We start from the raw sequence: 17,591 nt of genomic DNA, 5'->3' as shown, positions 1-17,591 counted from the left end.
GATGAGTCGGATAACAAGTGGCTAACTCCTGAGATCCGGTGGCGCCATGGTGCGGCGCCACGTGATTCCGGGGCCGAGCATCCGTCACGGGCATGTTTCTCCTGAGTTGGCCACAACGCAGAACGGGCCGGCCTCGGGAGAGGCCGGCCCGTTCACAGTGGAACTAACGTGCAGATGCTGCCGAGCGACTAGCCCTGCGCGCGGCGCGGGGCCGAGCGACGAGCGCCGCCGGTGGCGCCGGCGCCGCGCACGAGGCCTCCGACCTGGAGGCCGCCGGAGCGACCACCCTGGGCCGGACGGCTCTGGGCGTTGCCCGATCCCTGGCTGCGACCGGATGCCGCGGGGCGGCCCGAGCGCTCCTGGCGCGCTCCGCCGGTGGGTGCCACTGCGTCGCTGCCGCGGTGTCCGCGGTTGCCACGTGCTCCACCGGCGCGGGCGCCGGAGTCACGGGAGCCGGAGTCGCGCTCATCGCGGTTGACGCGCTTGCGCTGGGCGTTGGCGCCCTGCGAGCGGCCGCCCTGGGACTGGCCGTGCGGCTGCTCCACGCGGGGGAGCGGCTTGACGTACGCTGCGACGTCGCCGACTAGGGCGTCCACGGCGGGGGAGGACGCGGTCACGCGCTGCGGGGTCACCTTGATGGCGGCCTTGCGCAGCAGCGCGTCGGTGTCGCGGCGCTGTTCGGGGAGAACCAGAGTCACGACGTCGCCGGCGCTGCCGGCGCGGGCGGTCCGGCCCGAGCGGTGCAGGTACGCCTTGTGCTCGGCCGGCGGGTCGACGTGGATGACGAGTTCGATGTCGTCGACGTGCACGCCGCGGGCGGCGACATCCGTGGCGACGAGAACCTTCACGTCGCCGGCGCTGAACGCGGCGAGGTTGCGGTCACGGGCCACTTGTGAAAGGTTGCCGTGCAGGTCGACGGAGGGGATCCCGGCGTCGGTGAGCGACTTGGCGAGCTTCTTGGCCTGGTGCTTGGTGCGCATGAAGAGGATGCGGCGGCCGGAACCGCTCGCGAGCTTCTCGACGAGCGCCTTCTTCGATTCGACGCCGTCGATCTCGAAGACGTGGTGCGTCATCGCGGAGACGTGGCTGTTGGCCTCGTCGACCGAGTGCATGACCTCGTTGTGCAGGAAACGGCGCACGATCTTGTCCACCCCGTTGTCGAGCGTGGCCGAGAACAGCAGGCGCTGGCCGCTGCTGGGCGTCTTGTCCATGATGCGCGTGACGACGGGCAGGAAGCCCAAGTCCGCCATGTGGTCGGCCTCGTCGAGTACGGTGATCTCGACGGCGTCCAGGCTGATGAAGCCCTGCTTCATGAGGTCCTCGAGGCGACCCGGGCAGGCCACGACGATGTCGACGCCGGCCTTGAGTGCGGAGACCTGGCGGCCCTGCGAGACGCCACCGAAGATCGTGGTTGTGTTGAGGCCGTACGCCTCGGCCAGCGGCGTGAGCGCGTTGGTGATCTGCGTGGCCAGCTCGCGGGTCGGGGCGAGGATGAGGCCGAGCGGGCGGCCCGGACGACGTCGGCCGCCGGCGAGCTTGCCGCCGAGGCGCGACACCATGGGCAGTGCGAACGCGAGGGTCTTGCCGGAGCCGGTCTTGCCGCGGCCGAGCACGTCGCGGCCGTTGAGGGTGTCGGGCAGCGTGTCCACCTGGATCGGGAACGGGCTGTCGATGCCCTGCTCGGTCAGGATGGCAACGAGAGGGGCCGGCACGCCAAGCGCGCTAAAGGAAGTTTCAGACAAAATGGTGCCTTTCGGGCATCAGATTCCTCGGGCATCCGTTCCGCACGGGCGGCAACTCGGAGCCTCAGAGGTTTCACATGGCGAAGGTGCCGATGGGCACATCCGTTCGCCGTAAGAAGGTTTAATTCGAAAAATCGGGCCGGCCCTGGTGGGCTGCCGCAATAAGAAGAGGCGTTCTACGACGCAGCGGGCGCAACTACGCACCCGCAAGCTTCCATCGTAGCGGATGCTGTCAAGCCCTAGGGTCGAACGCCCGCCCGACGGGAGCCGTGGGGTGGCGCTCCGCACCGGGGGTCAGCTCGCCGACGGGCACCTCCGCGGCCACGGTATTGCCGGCCTGGGGCAGCGGACAGGCCCACATCGGGTCGTACGCGCAGGACGGGTTGTAGGCGAAGTTGAAGTCGAGGATGATGCTGTCGTCGTCGGCCCCGGCGCCCAGGTCGGCGCCCTTGATCGTGTCGAGCAGGTAGCGACCGCCGCCGTAGGTTCCGCCGGGCTTGCCGGCCAGACCGTCGCGCACAGGCAGAAAGAGCCCGCCGCCGTAGTTGGAGAGCCGCCACAGGTCGATTGGTCCCAGGTAGGGCAAACGCACGGTGCCGACGAGGTCGAACTGCACCTTCCCGTCGGTGCCGGTGTCAACCGAGATGCGCATCGGATGTTCCGCGCGGTGCACTTCGGCCTCGAACCGCCAGTCGGGGTCGTAGGCGGCGACCGGCAGCCCGGTGAAGCCGGCCCGGTCGTCGGGCATCAACGGCGACGCCGAATGCCCGCCGAACAGGTCGTCCCTGCCGCTCCGCCACAGTTCGTGGCCGGCGGCCGGGTCGTGCGCGCTGAGCTGGCGCACGCCGCCGTACAGCCCGAACACGCGCCGACGCCAGTCGGCCACCTGCAGGGCGCCGAGGGTGGTGCTCACGAGCTTGCGCCGGACTCATCGACGCCGAGGTCGAGGCTCCAGTTCGGCGCGAGGCGCTTGAGCTGGTGCAGCCGCCACTGCCAGAGCGCCCAGAAAACGGGCCAGCTGGCCAGGGTGAGCGCGCCGGTGCGGAAGATCAGCTGGTCTCGAAAAAGCGTCTTGCCGGTGCCGGCCGGGTCGGGAGACACGGCCATCCGGTGGTCCCAGAGGGTGACCGAGGCGAGCGGCCCCGATACCCCGCGGCCGGTGTCACGCAGGATGCGCACGCCATCCTTCCGGGTGGTCGCCATGGTCAGGCGAATCACTTGGTCGCCCATCGGCACCAGGCCGAGCGCAGTCAAGCTGACCGGATGCTCACCCGGCTCCCAGATGGTGGGGAACCCATCCATCTCAAGCGATTCGACGCTCACCACGGGCGAACTTACCTCGCGGAACACGGCAGGACTCCGCAGGGCGCGCCAGGCGGCATCGGGGGAGCAGTCGAGGATCTCTTTCAGAAGAACACGCATGACCCCAGTCTGTGGTGCTGGGGCATGCAGTACAACTAAGAGGGTGGCAATTCGATACTGGCTGGGCGTTGCCTCACGCGAACACGTGCTGCGCGCCGTCGCGGTGGGGCTTGTGCAGGCCAGCCACGGGGCCCGGGTGGCGCTCGAGCAGATGGGCGAGTCCGACGGGGTGGTCTACTATTCCCCGAAGACGAACATCGACGGCGACACGCTGCGCGAGTTCACCGCGATCGGTCGCATCGCCCCCGGAATCGTGCATCAAGGCGAGTCCGCCGCCCCGAGCTCGTACCGCCCGTGGCGACGTCACATCGATTACGAAACGGATGTCGTGGCCGCCTCCATTCGCCCGCTCTTATCAGTGCTCGAGTTCACCCGCAGCAACCCCGACTGGGGCTACCAGCTGCGCCGGGGGCTGCTCGAGATCTCCCGGCACGACTTCGAGGTGATCCGGCGGCAGATGCGCCGGGAGTAGCGCTGGTACCAGCCGTTCTTTGCAGATGCTGCCGAGGCGACCCGTCTCCGCGGCGATTGTGGGTGGGATCGGCGATTTTCGAGGACGTGCCACCGGGTGCGGCGCCGGGGTGAGGCGCATCCTTTCGGTACACTGAAGGCATGACTGGCGAGTTCTGGTGGGTGCCCTCGGCCGTCGTTTTCGGTGGGGCGGCAGCGGTCGTCGTGGTGATCGTGATGATCATGCGGCGCCGGGTCCGGGCGCGCGCGCGCGTCGACCTCGCTCTGGCCGCGGAGCGCACCCGAGCCGCCGCAATCGCCCTCGTGCGTGCGGATGACCTGATCGAGGTCGCCACCGACGAGCTCGGTTTCGCGGTCGCCCAGTTCGGGGAGAACGCCACCAGCGACTTCGCCGCCGCGCTCGACGCCTCCCGGCGGCAGGTGCGTGACGCGTTCCTGCTGCAGCAGAAGCTCGACGACAGCGTGCCCGACTCCGAGGGTGAGCGTCGCCGCTGGACCGAGGAGATCATCGTGCTCGCCGACGAGGCCGTCAAGCGCCTCGGCGCGCAGACCCGCACTTTCGACTCCCGGCGCGGCGTCGAACGGGATGCCCCGCTGCTGCTTGAGAAGTTGCGTCGTCGCCTCGACCGGGTCGCCGACCGCGTCGCGGCCGGCACCGCCAGCCTCTCCCGGCTCAGCCGCACGTATGCCGCGCACGCCCTGGCCCCGATCAGCGGCAACGTCGCCCGCGCCGAAGAGGCCGTCGATGACGCCCGCCGGGCAGCGGATACCGCGGCCGCCCGTCTCTCCCGCGAAGCCACCGACCCCGTGGGTGACCAGTTGCTCGCGGCCGAGCAGGCCCTGCACCGCGCCGGCACCCTGCTCGACGCGATCGAACAGGGCGAAGACCAGTTGCACGTCGGATTCGCCTCCCTGGCTCGAGCGCTCGACGCGGCGGACGCCGAGCTGGCCGAGGTGCGCGCGCTGCGCGACACCCACGAGGAGACCACGGCCCGCGGCGAACTGAACCGCGTTATTGCGGAGGCCGACCGGGTGGTCGGCGAGCTGCGGCAGCCGTCGCGCTTGAGCGACCCTGCCGCTGACCAGTCCCGACTGCGCACGGCAATGGACGGTCTCGACCTGATCCGTTCCGAGGCCCGCAACCGCCAGTTGCGGCTCGACAACGCCCGCGGCGCGCTGACCGGCGCTCTGTTGGCCGCGCGCAGCCAGATCACCGTGACCCGCGACTTCATCACCGCGCATCCCGGCCGCGTGGGCGCTGTGGCGCGCACCCGCCTCGCGGAGGCCGAACGCAAGCTGAGCCTGGCGGCTTCGGAGGCCGACCCGGTGTCCGCACTGGACACCGCGCGCAGCTCGATGACCCATGCCACGGATGCCGACGCGCTCGCCCGCTTCGACGACCGGTAGCGCCGCCGCTACCCTTGGGGAGTGAACAAAGACGCGCCCCAACAGAAGTACCAGGTCCGTTTCGATGTCGGCCTGGCCGGGTTCCAGGCTCTGGCCGCCGAGGCCGACGTGGTCATCCTGGCCGACGCCTTGCCGTCGCCCGGCTCCGAGATCGTTCTCCCGACTGCCCTGCACGAGCACCAGGTCATCGCCGCGAACCTCGCCAATCGCGAGAGCGTGGCTGATTGGGTGCTCGCCCGCCAGGCGGAGAAGGGAGACCGGTTCTCCGTGGCCGTGATCGCCGTGGGCGAGCAACGCCAGGGCGGCACCCCCCGGTTCGCGGTGGAGGACTTCCTCGCCGCCGGCGCCGTGATCGACGCCCTCGCCGCCCGCGGCATCGACCACTGCTCGCCGGAGGCGGCCGCGGCCGCCGCGGGATTCGCGGGTCTCGCGCGGGCCGTGCGGCACCTGGTCACCGCGTCCGAAACCGCCCAGGCGCTCGTCGCCGAGGGGCGGTCGGCCGAGGTGCAGGCGACGGATGCCCCGGCGCGCTCCCCGGGAATCTCCCGATTGCGGGAATTCGCCTTTCCGGGCTGAGGTTGTTCCTGAAGCGGTCTCTGAGCCGAACCCCTCGTTTCACCCTCACCGTTTGAATCTCACTGAAGGAGCAACTCCCATGAAGGCAGTACTCAACGGCACCGTCATCGCCGAAGCACCGCAGGCAGATCTTCTCAAGATCGAGGGCAACTGGTACTTCCCACCGGCGAGCGTGAACTCCGAGTTCCTCGTCGAGAGCCCCACGCAGTACACCTGCTCCTGGAAGGGCGCGTGCCAGTACTTCAGCGTCAAGGACGGTGAGACTCTGCTGCAGGATCGCGCCTTCAGTTACCCGACTCCGCCCTCGGCCTCCTTCGACCGGGTCGGCCAGGACTACAGCAACTACGTCGCCTTCTGGAAAGAGGTCCAGGTCTCCGAGTAGACCGCTCCTGGCCGGACGGACGGCCCGAGTAATCGGTGGTCGAGCCTGTCGAGACCACAGGGCAGCGCTAGGGCTTCGCCGCCCCCGCAGCCTGTCGCCGGGCGGCGGCCGTGATCTCGCGCCGTGTCCACCGGATCAGGAACCGCTTGTCGAATCCGCGCACGCACAACCCGCAGGCGAACGCCCGGGTGGGTTGTCGGTAACGGTAGTGCGCGTGGCCGGCCGGGCAGGTGCCGACCCACGGCGCGAGCTCGTCGGCGATGTCGCCGTCGTGCGTGCTCTTGCCGTCATAGCCGAGGTTCCGCGCGATCACCTTCCACTTCGGCCCGTGGCCGGCGCGCGGTCCGGCCAGAGCGTGCGCGACCTCGTGCAGCAGGATCTGGTGCACGTCATCGTCTTCGTAGCGCGCCGCCAGGTAGCGGGATACGGTGATGCGCCGCACGGTGAAGTTGCAGAGCCCCGCTCGCTTCTTCGCGTTGTCGAAGGCGAAGGTCCAGCTGAGATCGAGGTGCAGCGTGATCAACGCGTCCGCCCAGTGCCGCACCCGGTCGAGGTCGGCCATCAGGGTGCGACCGCCACCTGGTAAAGCCGGTCGTCGCCAGCGGAAGGGGTGCCGCGGCCATCCGTATTATTGCTCACGAACCACAGTGTGCCATCGGGCCCCGACACTACATCGCGCAGCCGCCCGAAGCTGTTCCCGAACCAGTCATCGACCTCGCCTGTGGAGGGATCGATGCGCCACAGCCGCTCGCCGCGCAGGGTTGCCATGAAGATGGTGTCGTTCACGATGGCGAGCCCGCTCGGGCTGGCCTCACTGGTGGGCCACTGCTGCTCCGGGTCGAGGTAGCCGGAGTCCGCGCTCTGTCCCCGGCCCTCGACGATCGGCCAGCCATAGTTGCCGCCCGGGGTGATGAGGTTGAGCTCGTCCCAGGTGTTCTGTCCGAACTCGCTGGCCCAGAGTCGGCCGCTGGAGTCCCAGGCGATCCCCTGCGGGTTGCGGTGGCCGTAGGAGTAGACGAGCGTGCCGAACGGGTTGTCGTCCGGCACGGCGCCGGTCGGCGTCATCCGCAGGATCTTGCCGCCGAGGGAACCCAGGTCCTGGGCGTTCTCGGGGTTCCCGGCGTCGCCGACCGTGGCGTAGAGCAGGCCGTCCGGGCCGAAACCGAGCCGACCGCCGTTGTGGTTACCGGCCTTCGGGATGCCGCCCTGCACCGGTTCGGATGCGCCGAGGGTGTGGCTTCCGACCGTGCCGAGCAGCGGCATCCGTACGATCCTGTTGTCGTCGGCGGACGTGAAGTAGGCGTAGACCCACCCGGTTCCGCCCGGTGCGACCGGGTCGGCCAGTGCAGCGAGGCCGAGCAGCCCGCCTTCACCGCCCGGGCTCGCCTCGGCGACCCGGCCGGCGTCGCGCAGGCTGCCGTCGGGCAGGAGTTCGCGCATGAGGGTCGTGTCGCGTTCGCTGATCAGGGTGCCGTCGTTCGGCAGTCGCAGGATCGACCAGGGGGCATCCAGCCCGGATGCGATCACGACCGGGGCGTCGACCGGCCGCACCGATGGCCCGGCGGTGCCGGTCGGCCCGGGTGCAACGGTGTCGGACGGAACCGGCCGGGCGGGGGTCGAGGTTTCTGCCGCGGGCCCGGGCGCGGTCGCCGTGCACGCGCTGAGCAGCAGGAGCGCGCCCAGGGCCAGCACCCCGGCCGCGCCGCTGCGTGGTGGCATCCGCCCGCTCATCTTCCACCTCCTTCGCACCGGCACGCTCGCCGGCGCTGTGTCCAGCATGCCCCGAATTTCTGCTTCGTGGTGAGTGGCCCGTTCCGTGCGTAGCTCCTGCAAATCGATGTCTGGATGCAGCCGGCCGGTCAATCGCCGGCCGGCGCCCCGCGGTGCCGACGCGCTACTGCTGTAAGCGGGACTGTCGCCGCTCGGCAATGAATGACTCGACCACCGCAACGGCGACGAGCGCACTCTCGAGGAGGGCGGGTGTGGCGCCGGCCTGCTCCCGCAGCGTCACCGAGGCCGTGAAGTCTGCCAGGGCGGCGTCGAGGTCGCCCTGTTCGAAGTGAACCTTGCCGCGGCTTTCCCGGGCGAACGCCGCGACGGCGCCCCACTCGTGCGTCTCGGACTCGAGCACACAATGGGTCAGCTCGGTCACCGCCTCGTCGAGCTTGCCTCGGTACTGCTGTACCTGGGCGCGACGGATGCGACTGAACGCGAGTTCTTCCCGCGACCCGGTGAACCGGGACTGGCGCAGCGCAGTGTTCGCCATGTCCCAGGCCTCGTCGATCCGGCCGGTCAGCCGCAATAGCACGACCTTCTCGTTGAGGGCGGACAGGCTGCGAAGCTCGCCGAGTTCTTCGAGGCGCAGCTCAGCAGCAGAGAGGTCGACTTTCTCACGCAGGGTGACGGCGTCGTAGCCAATGATGATGGGCAGGGTGTGGTCCTGAGGCGAAGGCGGCACATGCCGCGGAGTAAACGTGGTCCCAACCAGCGTAGCCGGGCCGGGCCGGGCCGGTCCCCGATCCGGCCTGATCCACCGGCATCCGTCGCCGTCTGCCCCGAGCTGCCGGCATCCGTCGCCGTCTGCCCCGAGCTGCCGGCATCCGTCGCCCTCGTCCCCCCGCCGCGAGCCGCACACGTGGCCAACTCAGGAGATCCCAGCGCGTTAGCACATAAAGCCGCATGAACACGGATGCCCGCAGCACCTTGGCCCCGGATCTCCTGAGTTGGCCACACATCACCCGGCGCGCGACGCCCAACCCGTGACCCCCGGCGCGCGACGCCCAACCCGTGACCCCCGGCGCGTGACCCCCGGCGCGCGACGCCCAACCCGTGACCCCCGGCGCGCGACGCCCAACCCGTGACCCCCGGCGCGCGACGCCCAACCCGTGACCCCCGGCGTAACCGCGGCTCAGCTGCCGAGTTGGAACACCGTGCGGCCGGGCAGCGGGGACGGGGTGGCCGTCACATCCGTCGTCACCATCGCGGTCGCCATGAAGTGCGTGAGCTCAGCACCCTCGACCACTTTCGACGGATGCGGCCCGCCCGCCAGCAGCCGCGACACCCAGCTAATGTCGATGGGGGTGTGCGCGGCGACGAAGACGATATTGCCGAACCGGCGCCCCTTGAGCACCTGGGTCTCCGCGAGGGCGAGCACGTGTCCGAAGACGGCTGACAGCGTCGCGGCCTGTGAGCGGGCGAACGGCAGACCGGGCCCGTCGGCGACGTTCACGACGAGCACCCCGCGCGGCGACAGAAGGGGAGCGGCCAACTCGTAGAACTCGCGGCTGGTCACGTGGGCCGGGGTGCGGGCCCCGGAGAAGATGTCGACGACGACGAGGTCCACCGCGCCGTGCAGCCCGGCTGGCAGCTTGGCCAGAACCTCGCGGGCATCACCGTGCCGCACGCGCAGCTGCGCCCGCTTGTCCCAGGGCAGCTCGCCGCGAACGAAATCGATCAGGTCGCTCTCCAGCTCCACGACCTGCTGGCGGGAGCCCGGCCGGGTCGCCTCCACGTATCGGGGGAGGGTCAGCGCGCCGGCGCCGAGGTGCACGGCGGTGATCGGCTCGCCCACCTCGCCGATCAGGTCGATCACGTGACCGATCCGCTGCACGTATTCGAAGAACAGCTCGCCCGGATCGTCCAGGTTCACGTTCGACTGCGGCGTGCCGTCCACGATCAGGTTGAAGCTGCCCGGGGTGAATCGGTCGGGCTCGATGACGGCGTGGTGGCCGCTCAATTTCAAGGTGATCGACGGATGTTGCGCTACAGGCCTGCTCATCCCTCAAGTCTGCGCCCTCCGCAGTCTGCACCGGGGCGGCCCGAAACCGGGTTATACCTGAGAATTTATGGCACGTCAAGAATTGAGTGGACATGGTGAACTAACCGGCATATAGTTGTTCTTTGCGCTCCCAGACTAAACTCTGCCTTCATATTGCGGTCGGCTTTGCGTGCTCAAGCCACCTTGACGCATACCTCGTTCCAGGATTTCAGAACACCGGAATTTCAGAACGCGAGGGTCTGAGGAGTTCGTACTCGGTATTCCTTACTAACAGTGACTAGACCTGACGGGGTCCACGGAGGTTATTTCCTTGGCTGCTGCGCGCAACGCAACCACCAACTCACCCAAGAACGGACGCGCCGCCGGCCGTCTTTCGTTCGCGAAGATCACCGACAATCTGACTGTTCCGGATCTGCTTGCTTTGCAGACCGAGAGCTTCGATTGGCTCGTCGGTAACGACAACTGGAAACAGCGTGTCGCAGAAGGCCAGGCGGCCGGTCGACAGGACCTGCCGACTCGCACCGGGCTCGACGAGATCTTCGAAGAGATCTCACCCATCGAGGACCTCGGCGAAACGATGCAGCTGTCGTTCACCAACCCGGAACTCGAGCCGGAGAAGTACACCATTGACGAGTGCAAGGAAAAGGGTAAGACCTACTCCGCACCTCTCTATGTGAACGCTGAGTTCATGAACCACCTCACCGGTGAGATCAAGACCCAGACCGTGTTCATGGGTGACTTCCCGCTGATGACCCCCAAGGGCACCTTCGTGATCAACGGCACCGAGCGTGTCGTTGTCTCACAGCTGGTCCGCTCCCCGGGCGTCTACTTCGACCGCCAGCAGGAGAAGACGTCCGACAAGGACATCTACTCCGCTCGCGTCATCCCGAGCCGCGGTGCCTGGCTCGAATTCGAGATTGACAAGCGCGACCAGGTCGGCGTTCGCATCGACCGCAAGCGCAAGCAGTCCGTCACCGTCTTCCTCAAGGCCCTCGGCCTCACGAGCGAAGAGATCCTCGAGGAGTTCAAGGGCTTCGCGTCGATCGAACTCACCCTGGAGAAGGACAACATCCTCACCAAGGAAGAAGCCCTCAAGGACATCTACCGCAAGCTGCGTCCGGGCGAGCAGGTTGCCGCCGAGGCCGCGCGTGCGCTCCTCGACAACTTCTTCTTCAACTCCAAGCGCTACGACCTGGCCAAGGTCGGTCGTTACAAGATCAACCGCAAGCTCGGACTCGAAGCGCCGCTCAGCGACTCCGTGCTGACACTCAAGGACATCCTGGCCACGATCAAGTACCTGGTTGCGCTGCACGACAACCAGACCACGATCGCCGGCGTCCGCGACGGCAAGCAGACCGACATCCGCATCGACATCGACGACATCGACCACTTCGGCAACCGTCGCATCCGTGCCGTCGGCGAGCTCATCCAGAACCAGGTGCGCACCGGCCTGTCCCGCATGGAGCGCGTCGTTCGCGAGCGCATGACCACGCAGGACATCGAAGCGATCACCCCGCAGACCCTGATCAACGTGCGCCCCGTCGTCGCCGCGATCAAGGAGTTCTTCGGTACCAGCCAGCTGTCGCAGTTCATGGACCAGAACAACCCGCTCGCCGGACTGACGCACAAGCGTCGCCTGTCCGCGCTGGGTCCGGGTGGTCTGTCCCGTGACCGTGCCGGCGTCGAGGTGCGAGACGTTCACCCCTCGCACTACGGCCGCATGTGCCCCATCGAAACCCCGGAAGGCCCGAACATCGGCCTGATCGGTTCGCTCGCCTCGTTCGCGCGGATCAACGCCTTCGGTTTCATTGAGACCCCGTACCGCCGCGTCGTCGATGGCAAGGTCATGAACGACCAGATCGACTACCTCACCGCCAGCGAAGAAGACGAGTTCATCGTCGCCCAGGCGAACGCCCCGCTCACCAAGGACTGGCACTTCGCCGACGCCCGTGTTCTCGCCCGCAAGAAGGGTGGAGAGGTCGACCTCTTCCCCGCGGAAGACATTGGCTACATGGATGTTTCGCCTCGCCAGATGGTGTCCGTCGCCACCTCGCTCATCCCGTTCCTCGAGCACGACGATGCGAACCGCGCCCTCATGGGTGCCAACATGCAGCGTCAGGCCGTCCCGCTCCTGATGAGCGAGAGCCCGCTCGTCGGTACCGGCATGGAGGTTTTTGCGGCCATCGACGCCGGTGACGTGCTCACCGCCGACAAGGCCGGCGTGGTGATGGAGGTTTCGGCCGACGTCGTCACCATTCAGCTCGACGAGGGCGGCACGCAGGAGTACTACCTGCGCAAGTTCGCGCGCTCCAACCAGGGCACGAGCTACAACCACCGCGTCATCGTGCAGGCCGGCGAGCGGATCGAAGTCGGCGAAGTCATCGCCGATGGCCCCGCCACCGAAAACGGAGAACTCGCTCTCGGCAAGAACCTGCTCGTCGCGTTCATGCCATGGGAAGGCTACAACTTCGAGGACGCGATCATCCTGAGCCAGAACCTGGTCAAGGACGACACCCTCTCGTCGATTCACATCGAGGAATACGAGGTCGACGCTCGCGACACCAAGCTGGGCAAGGAAGAGATCACCCGCGACCTGCCCAACGTGTCGCCCGATCTGCTCGCCGACCTCGACGAACGCGGCATCATCCGGATCGGTGCCGAGGTTCGCCCCGGCGACATCCTTGTCGGCAAGGTCACGCCCAAGGGCGAGACCGAGCTGTCCGCCGAGGAGCGCCTGCTGCGTGCCATCTTCAACGAGAAGAGCCGCGAAGTTCGCGACACGAGCCTCAAGGTTCCCCACGGTGAGCGCGGCACCATCATCGGTGTCAAGGTCTTCGACTCGCAGGACGGCGACGACGAGCTCGGCTCGGGCGTCAACCAGCGCGTCGCGGTCTTCATCGCGCAGAAGCGCAAGATCACCGAGGGTGACAAGCTCGCCGGCCGTCACGGCAACAAGGGTGTCATCTCCCGCATCCTGCCGATCGAGGACATGCCGTTCCTCGCCGACGGAACCCCGGTCGACATCATCCTCAACCCGCTGGGCATCCCGGGCCGAATGAACTTCGGTCAGGTTCTGGAAACCCACCTGGGCTGGATCGCCAAGCAGGGCTGGCAGGTGGAAGGCAAGCCCAAGTGGGCCGGCCGTCTGCCCGAGGCCGCGCACAGCGCAGCTCCGAACACCAAGGTCGCGACCCCGGTATTCGACGGCGCGCTCGAGGTCGAGATCGAGGGTCTCCTCGACTCGACGACCCCGACTCGTGACGGCGACCGCCTGATCGACCGCACCGGTAAGACCCAGTTGTTCGACGGCCGCTCCGGCGAACCGTTCCCCAACCCGGTTTCCGTGGGCTACATGTACATCCTGAAGCTGCACCACCTTGTCGATGACAAGATCCACGCCCGTTCCACCGGCCCCTACTCCATGATCACGCAGCAGCCGCTGGGTGGTAAGGCGCAGTTCGGCGGACAGCGTTTCGGTGAGATGGAGGTGTGGGCGCTCGAAGCATACGGAGCCGCTTATGCCCTGCAGGAACTCCTGACCATCAAGAGCGATGACATCCTCGGCCGGGTGAAGGTCTACGAGGCCATCGTCAAGGGCGAGAACATTCAGGAGCCGGGTATCCCCGAGAGCTTCAAGGTTCTGATCAAGGAAATGCAGTCGCTGTGCCTGAACGTCGAGGTGCTGTCGAGCGACGGTACCGCCGTCAGCCTGCGCGACACGGATGACGAGGTGTTCCGCGCTGCGGAAGAACTCGGCATCAACATTTCCACCCGGTTTGAGTCGTCTTCGATCGACGACATCTAGGCCCGGCCGATGACGAACACTTCGAATACTTTCCAAGGAGAGAAATTGCTCGACGTAACCACATTTGACGAGCTTCGCATTGGCCTTGCGACCGCCGACGACATCCGTCGCTGGTCTCACGGTGAAGTCAAGAAGCCCGAAACAATCAACTACCGCACGCTCAAGCCGGAAAAAGACGGCCTGTTCGGCGAGCAGATCTTCGGCCCGTCCAGGGACTGGGAATGCTCATGCGGCAAGTACAAGCGAGTGCGCTTCAAAGGCATCGTCTGCGAGCGCTGCGGCGTCGAGGTCACGAAGTCGTCGGTGCGCCGTGAGCGCATGGGCCACATCGAGCTCGCCGCCCCGGTCACCCACATCTGGTACTTCAAGGGTGTCCCCTCGCGTCTCGGCTACCTGCTGGACATGGCTCCGAAGGACCTCGAAAAGGTCATCTACTTCGCCGCGTACATGGTCATCACGGTTGACGAAGACGGCCGCCACCAGGACATGCCCGGCCTTGAGAACGAGCTCCGCCTCGAGATCAAGACCATCGAGGGCCAGCGCGATTCCCGCATCGCTGACCGTCTGCAGCGCCTGGAAACCGACCTCGCAGCGCTGGAGGCCGAAGGTGCCAAGAGCGACCAGAAGAAGCGCACCAAGGACGCCGCCGAAAAGGAGATGAGCCAGGTCCGCAAGTCTCTCGACGAGCAGATCGCTCACCTCGAGCGCGTTTGGGAAGACTTCCGCACCCTCAAGGTCGGCGACCTGAAGCCCGAAGACTCCGTCTTCCACGAGCTGCAGGACCGTTTCGGCATGTATTTCGAGGCCTACATGGGCGCCGAAGCCATCAAGAAGCGCCTGCTGGCCTTCGACCTGGTCACCGAGAGCGAAAACCTGCACCTGCAGATCGCCGAGGGCAAGGGCCAGAAGAAGATCCGTGCGATCAAGCGCCTCCGCGTGGTCAACGCGTTCATCATCACCGGCAACTCGCCGGCCGCGATGGTGCTCGACGTCGTCCCCGTGATCCCGCCCGAACTGCGCCCGATGGTGCAGCTCGACGGTGGCCGCTTCGCGACCTCCGACCTCAACGACCTCTACCGTCGCGTGATCAACCGCAACAACCGCCTGCGTCGTCTGCTTGACCTCGGTGCCCCCGAGATCATTGTGAACAACGAGAAGCGGATGCTGCAGGAGGCCGTTGACGCGCTCTTCGACAACGGTCGTCGTGGCCGCCCCGTCACGGGTACCGGTAACCGCGCCCTCAAGTCACTGAGCGACATGCTCAAGGGCAAGCAGGGTCGTTTCCGTCAGAACCTGCTCGGCAAGCGCGTCGACTACTCCGGCCGTTCGGTCATCGTCGTCGGCCCGCAGCTTAAGCTGCACCAGTGTGGTCTGCCCAAGCAGATGGCACTCGAGCTGTTCAAGCCGTTCGTGATCAAGCGCCTGATCGACCTGAGCCACGCTCAGAACATCAAGGCCGCCAAGCGCATGGTCGAGCGTTCACGCCCGCAGGTCTGGGACGTGCTCGAGGAGATCATCCGCGAGCGCCCCGTGCTGCTGAACCGGGCGCCGACGCTCCACCGCCTCGGCATCCAGGCGTTCGAGCCTCAGCTCGTGGAGGGTAAGGCGATCCAGCTGCACCCTCTCGTCTGTGCCGCGTTCAACGCCGACTTCGACGGTGACCAGATGGCAGTCCACCTGCCGCTGTCGATGGAAGCCCAGGCCGAAGCGCGCATCCTGATGCTCGCCTCGAACAACATCCTGAAGCCGTCTGACGGTCGCCCGGTGACCCTGCCCACCCAGGACATGATCATCGGTCTGCACCACCTGACCACGCTCAAGGAAGGCGTCATCGGCGAGGGCCGGGCGTTCTCCTCGATCGCGGAAGCGATTCTCGCTTTCGACCAGAAGAAGGACGCGAACCAGGGCCTCGACCTGAACGCCAAGGTGCGCATCCGTTTGGCCGACAAGTACTTCGAGGAGGGCACGCAGCCCGAAGGCGTCGAACTCGTCAACGGCCAGGCCGTCGGAACCGTGTTGGTGACCACCACGCTCGGCCGCGCGATCTTCAACGAGGCCATGCCGGTTGACTACCCGTACTTCGAAAAGGTCGCCGACAAGGGCAGCCTCTCGGCGATCGTCAACGACCTCGCCGAACGGTACCCGAAGGTGGAAGTCGCCGCGACGCTTGACCGCGTCAAGGACGCCGGTTTCTACTGGGCCACCCGGTCCGGTGTGACCGTGGCGCTCAGCGACATCCTGACCCCGCCGAACAAGCCGCAGATCGTTGCCGGCTATGAGAAGCAGGCCGCCAAGGTGCAGTCGCAGTTCGAGAAGGGTCTCACGACCGACCTCGAGCGTCGCCAGGAGCTCATCCAGATCTGGACCAAGGCAACCGAAGACGTCGCCGCGGCCATGCAGGAGAACTTCCCGGCCGACAACACCATCAACCGCATGGTCACCTCCGGTGCCCGTGGTAACTGGCTGCAGGTGCGGAACATCGCTGGTATGCGAGGCCTGGTCAACAACCCGAAGGGTGAGATCATTCCTCGCCCGATCATCTCGAGCTACCGCGAAGGCCTGTCCGTCGCCGAGTACTTCATTGCTACTCACGGTGCTCGTAAGGGTCTGGCCGACACGGCTCTGCGTACCGCCGACTCCGGGTACCTCACGCGTCGTCTCGTGGACGTCTCGCAGGATGTCATCATCCGCGAAGACGACTGTGGCACGACCAAGGGTCTGGAACTGCCGATCGCCGAGGTCAACCCGATGGGCGATCTCGTCCGCCACCCCAACGTGGAGAACGCGGTCTACGCTCGCAGCCTGGCCACCCCGGCGGTCAACGCCAAGGGTGAGATCGTGGCTGACGCCGGCGACGACGTGGGTGACGTGCTCATCGACAAGCTGGTCGAGGCCGGTGTCGAGACCATCAAGGTGCGCTCCGTGCTGACCTGTGAGTCGGCCGTCGGAGTGTGTGCGGTCTGCTACGGCCGCTCGCTCGCCACCGGGCTGCTCGTCGACATCGGTGAGGCCGTCGGTATCATCGCCGCACAGTCCATCGGTGAACCGGGTACCCAGCTCACAATGCGTACTTTCCACACCGGTGGATCGGCATCCGCCGACGACATCACCCAGGGTCTGCCTCGTGTGCAGGAACTGTTTGAGGCGCGTACCCCCAAGGGTGCGTCGCCGATCGTCGACACCGCCGGTCGCATCACCATCGAGGACACCGACCGCAGCCGGAAGGTCATCCTGACCCCCGACAACGGCGATGAGCCGATTGCCTACCCGGTGCTCAAGCGCTCCACTCTCCTCGTCGAGGATGGCCAGCATGTCGAGCTCGGCACGCAGATCATCATCGGCGCCGTCGACCCGAAGGAAGTTCTTCGCGTCAAGGGTGTTCGCGCCGTGCAGAAGCACATCGTCGGTGGCGTGCAGGATGTCTACCGGTCGCAGGGTGTGCCGATTCACGACAAGCACATCGAGGTCATCGTTCGCCAGATGCTGCGCAAGGTGACCGTCGTCGAGCACGGCGACACCGGCCTGCTCCCCGGCGAGCTCGTTGACCGGTTGAAGTACAACGACCTCAACCGCACCGCGCTCACCGAGGGCAAGAAGACGGCGTCGGCTCGTCAAGAAGTCATGGGTATCACCAAGGCTTCGTTGGCGACCGAGTCCTGGCTGTCGGCCGCTTCCTTCCAGGAGACCACCCGGGTTCTGACCCAGGCGGCCATGGAAGGCAAGAGCGACCCGCTGATGGGCCTCAAGGAGAACGTGATCATCGGTAAGTTGATCCCGGCCGGCACCGGTCTTCCCCGCTACCGCGACGTCACCGTCGAGGCAACGGATGAAGCCAAGGCTGAGCGTTACCCGAACCGCATCTTCACCGATGATGCAGCGTTCAACGAGGGTGACCTGAGCTTCGTCGACTTCGACAGCTTTTCGTCGGATGACTTCACCCCCGGCACCTACAACTAGTCACTAGCGATAGGTTCCACGGACGGCCTCCTGCCTCGGCAGGGGGCCGTC

General features: G+C 66.8%; 13 protein-coding genes. 6 read left to right on the top strand and 7 right to left on the bottom strand.

The window, feature by feature from the left end; genetic code table 11:
• Nucleotides 1-188 precede the first annotated feature (188 nt).
• The 3 genes from E3N94_RS16215 to E3N94_RS16205 all read right to left on the bottom strand — a co-directional run bounded on the left by E3N94_RS16215 (nt 189) and on the right by E3N94_RS16205 (nt 3,164).
• Nucleotides 189-1,742, bottom strand: a complete 1,554-nt coding sequence (locus E3N94_RS16215; protein ID WP_134415663.1) for a DEAD/DEAH box helicase — start codon at nt 1,740-1,742, stop codon at nt 189-191.
• 232 nt (nt 1,743-1,974) lie between these two features.
• Complete coding sequence (locus tag E3N94_RS16210) at nt 1,975-2,655, bottom strand: DUF1684 domain-containing protein (protein ID WP_198411477.1); 681 nt, start codon at nt 2,653-2,655, stop codon at nt 1,975-1,977.
• Nucleotides 2,652-3,164: a hypothetical protein gene (locus E3N94_RS16205; RefSeq protein WP_104101001.1), complete on the bottom strand. Its 513-nt coding sequence runs from the start codon at nt 3,162-3,164 to the stop codon at nt 2,652-2,654. The genes E3N94_RS16210 and E3N94_RS16205 overlap by 4 nt, the downstream gene beginning before the upstream one ends.
• Before the next feature lie 43 nt (nt 3,165-3,207).
• Between E3N94_RS16205 and E3N94_RS16200 the strand changes: the two genes are divergently transcribed.
• The 4 genes from E3N94_RS16200 to E3N94_RS16185 all read left to right on the top strand — a co-directional run bounded on the left by E3N94_RS16200 (nt 3,208) and on the right by E3N94_RS16185 (nt 6,000).
• Nucleotides 3,208-3,636 carry an EVE domain-containing protein gene (locus E3N94_RS16200; protein ID WP_233191404.1) on the top strand — a complete coding sequence of 143 codons (429 nt, stop codon included), beginning with the start codon at nt 3,208-3,210 and terminating at the stop codon, nt 3,634-3,636.
• Between the two features lie 140 nt (nt 3,637-3,776).
• Nucleotides 3,777-5,042: a hypothetical protein gene (locus tag E3N94_RS16195; protein ID WP_134511871.1), complete on the top strand. Its 1,266-nt coding sequence runs from the start codon at nt 3,777-3,779 to the stop codon at nt 5,040-5,042.
• 21 nt (nt 5,043-5,063) lie between these two features.
• Nucleotides 5,064-5,618, top strand: coding sequence for a 2-phosphosulfolactate phosphatase (locus E3N94_RS16190; RefSeq protein ID WP_104100998.1), 555 nt, complete (start codon nt 5,064-5,066; stop codon nt 5,616-5,618).
• A gap of 79 nt (nt 5,619-5,697) precedes the next feature.
• A complete protein-coding gene (locus tag E3N94_RS16185; RefSeq protein WP_104100997.1) occupies nt 5,698-6,000 on the top strand; it encodes a DUF427 domain-containing protein in 303 nt (100 codons plus the stop codon).
• A gap of 67 nt (nt 6,001-6,067) precedes the next feature.
• Here the strand turns inward: E3N94_RS16185 and E3N94_RS16180 are convergent, their stop codons facing one another.
• From E3N94_RS16180 to E3N94_RS16165, 4 genes are all read right to left on the bottom strand, one after another.
• Nucleotides 6,068-6,562 (bottom strand): SprT-like domain-containing protein, encoded by a 495-nt coding sequence (locus E3N94_RS16180; protein ID WP_134570588.1) that lies wholly within the window; start codon nt 6,560-6,562, stop codon nt 6,068-6,070.
• Entirely contained in the window at nt 6,562-7,731 is a 1,170-nt protein-coding gene (locus E3N94_RS16175) for a PQQ-dependent sugar dehydrogenase (RefSeq protein ID WP_241987158.1), read from the bottom strand. The genes E3N94_RS16180 and E3N94_RS16175 overlap by 1 nt, the downstream gene beginning before the upstream one ends.
• Nucleotides 7,732-7,894: 163 nt before the next feature.
• On the bottom strand, nt 7,895-8,458 hold the full coding sequence (locus tag E3N94_RS16170; RefSeq protein ID WP_233191403.1) for a hypothetical protein: 564 nt from the start codon (nt 8,456-8,458) through the stop codon (nt 7,895-7,897).
• 450 nt (nt 8,459-8,908) lie between these two features.
• Nucleotides 8,909-9,778, bottom strand: a complete 870-nt coding sequence (locus E3N94_RS16165; protein ID WP_134570586.1) for a fused MFS/spermidine synthase — start codon at nt 9,776-9,778, stop codon at nt 8,909-8,911.
• A 310-nt stretch (nt 9,779-10,088) separates the two neighbouring features.
• On the opposite strand from E3N94_RS16165, the gene rpoB reads away from it, so the two are divergent.
• The gene (rpoB, locus tag E3N94_RS16160; RefSeq protein WP_104100993.1) at nt 10,089-13,583 is read left to right on the top strand and encodes a DNA-directed RNA polymerase subunit beta; all 3,495 of its coding nucleotides are present in this window, start codon (nt 10,089-10,091) and stop codon (nt 13,581-13,583) included.
• 45 nt (nt 13,584-13,628) lie between these two features.
• Nucleotides 13,629-17,540: a DNA-directed RNA polymerase subunit beta' gene (locus E3N94_RS16155; RefSeq protein WP_104100992.1), complete on the top strand. Its 3,912-nt coding sequence runs from the start codon at nt 13,629-13,631 to the stop codon at nt 17,538-17,540.
• Nucleotides 17,541-17,591: the final 51 nt, after the last annotated feature.

Source organism: Cryobacterium sp. Sr3 (genome assembly GCF_004402835.1).
Classification (GTDB): Bacteria; Actinomycetota; Actinomycetes; order Actinomycetales; family Microbacteriaceae; genus Cryobacterium; species Cryobacterium sandaracinum.
Note: the sequence above shows the minus strand (reverse complement) of the source record. Positions and strands in the feature narration are given on the sequence as shown.

Coding starts and splice junctions, on each gene's coding strand:
- E3N94_RS16205 (WP_104101001.1), bottom strand. CDS start 3,164: ATGCGTGTTCTTCTGAAAGAGATCCTCGACTGCTCCCCCGATGCCGCC.
- E3N94_RS16195 (WP_134511871.1), top strand. CDS start 3,777: ATGACTGGCGAGTTCTGGTGGGTGCCCTCGGCCGTCGTTTTCGGTGGG.
- E3N94_RS16185 (WP_104100997.1), top strand. CDS start 5,698: ATGAAGGCAGTACTCAACGGCACCGTCATCGCCGAAGCACCGCAGGCA.
- E3N94_RS16180 (WP_134570588.1), bottom strand. CDS start 6,562: ATGGCCGACCTCGACCGGGTGCGGCACTGGGCGGACGCGTTGATCACG.
- E3N94_RS16175 (WP_241987158.1), bottom strand. CDS start 7,731: ATGAGCGGGCGGATGCCACCACGCAGCGGCGCGGCCGGGGTGCTGGCC.
- E3N94_RS16165 (WP_134570586.1), bottom strand. CDS start 9,778: ATGAGCAGGCCTGTAGCGCAACATCCGTCGATCACCTTGAAATTGAGC.